Source organism: Mesorhizobium sp. M0244 (assembly GCF_040321795.1).
Classification (GTDB): Bacteria; Pseudomonadota; Alphaproteobacteria; order Rhizobiales; family Rhizobiaceae; genus Mesorhizobium.
In genome coordinates, this window is the sequence record NZ_JAMYSE010000203.1 from 1 (window position 1) to 1,750 (window position 1,750).

The window sequence follows — 1,750 nt, forward strand, 5'->3', positions numbered from 1 at the left end:
GCCGCCGTCCGCCTCTGTTGTATTTAACTGACACGGCCAGGCGGGCCCCGGCGAGGGCCCTGGGCGCCGGCCGGTAGCCCTGACACCCGGGGCGCCCGGGGGCCGCGCAGCCGCCCCAGCCGGCATAGACGCCCTTTGTCGCGTTAAGCCCGAAGGTCGCCGCACCCGGCCGGCCGATTTCCGGCGCTTCCCAGGAATTGGTGGCGCGCCTCACATCGCCGCCGCGATAGGCCGGGTCTTCGGCGCGGGCGCGGTATTTGTAGCAGACCTGCCGGCGGCCTTCGTCCTCCAGCCGCGTCTGCCACATGAAATTGCCGGCAAAGCGGGCCGCATGGCCGCCGCGCTCGACATAGGCGTCGACCGCATCGCGCATCTCCCAGGTCCAGTATTCGTCGTGGCCGACGAACACGACGCAGTCGTAGCCGTCGAGAATGTCGGGCGAAAAAAGCAGATCGTGCTGGCTGGCGAGATCGACGGCGTAGCCGGCGCGCTCGGCGAAGCGGAAGAAATGACTGTCATAGCTTGCCCAGCCGGACGAAGCGTATTTCTTCGAATGGCCGGTGGCGAAGGCCCATTCCATATGCGGATAGCGCGGCACGGTTTTCGGCGGCACGGCGACTTCGAGCGGCACGCGCGGCGCGTCCTTGGGCAGCACGACGAAGCCGCGGCACCACGGCCGCTGCGTCGACACCATCCGGGCATACTGGTCGCGGCCTGGCCCGGTGATGCCTTCGTAATGGTTGGAACCGCCCCATGTGTTGTAGGCGAGCCAGGTGCCGGTGGCCGCAACCTGCAGCACGCGGCCGGGTTTTTTGCCGGGTTGCGGCGCGACAATGAAAAGATGCTGGCAGAGGATCGGCTTGCCGTCCCGGCCATCCGCTTCAAGCGTGACGCGATAGGCCCCGGACGGCCAATCGTCGCCGACGCGGAATTCGAACGACGCTTCCCAGCCGCAGCCGTCGACCGAACATTGATCTGGCGTCTCCTGCCAGCGCGCCGCGATCCCGGTCCTTTCGAACATTGTCGTTTCCGCGCCGCCGTCACGGACGACCACGATGCCGAAGCTGGCGGCCGTCGAACTCACATGCAGCGCCACCGTCTCGCCAGGACGATAGGAAAAACGGTCGCTGTAGCACCAGATCTCGCCGCGCTCGCCATCCATGCCCGGCCATTCCCAGTAATGGCTGCGCACCGCCTGCCGTCGCTGCTCCGGCGTCAGTCCGAAATCGGGAAACTCGGTCGGCAGATGGGTCATGAACGCCTGTAAGGTCGAAGGCCCCATTTCGGCCATCCGCCGGCCAAGCGTCAATTGGAAACGATCGGGCCAGCCATTGCCGGGCTGCTCCCTTGGCCTTGCCGGCCAAACCGACTATCTCACAAAGGGCGGCCTTATCCGCCACGGGAGCCGACATGCTGCGAGTGCAAAAGGTCAAGATCGACGACATTTACGTGCCGACCGCGCGCAAGAAGACGCTGCATCCCGAGACCGTCCGCCATCTGGCCGAGGACATTCTGGAAAACGGCATGAAGACGCCGATCCAGGTGCGCCATGACGGCAAGCGCCATATCCTCGTCGAGGGGCTGCATCGGCTGGAAGCGGCAAAGTGGCTCGGGGAGACCGAGATCGATGCCTATCTGGTGCAAGCCAAGCGTCACTAGGTGTTTAGTCCCGGCGTTTGATGGGTGGGATCGAGTCGGAACCGTTCGGGCTCTTTTGCCCAAATTTTGCAGATGAACTCATAGGGTGTGA

General features: G+C 65.0%; 2 protein-coding genes. One reads left to right on the plus strand and one right to left on the minus strand.

The genetic code is table 11. From position 1 onward, the window contains the following. Window positions 1-1,255 (minus strand): N,N-dimethylformamidase beta subunit family domain-containing protein (locus tag NKJ08_RS38600; RefSeq protein WP_352786380.1); only part of this gene is annotated, 1,255 nt, incomplete at its 3' end. 155 nt (window positions 1,256-1,410) lie between these two features. On the opposite strand from NKJ08_RS38600, the gene NKJ08_RS38605 reads away from it, so the two are divergent. After that, entirely contained in the window at window positions 1,411-1,659 is a 249-nt protein-coding gene (locus NKJ08_RS38605) for a ParB N-terminal domain-containing protein (RefSeq protein WP_352786378.1), read from the plus strand. Window positions 1,660-1,750 lie beyond the last annotated feature (91 nt).

Bases quoted from the DNA above. Each gene is read 5' to 3' on its own strand.
- NKJ08_RS38605 (WP_352786378.1), top strand. From the start codon at position 1,411: ATGCTGCGAGTGCAAAAGGTCAAGATCGACGACATTTACGTGCCGACC.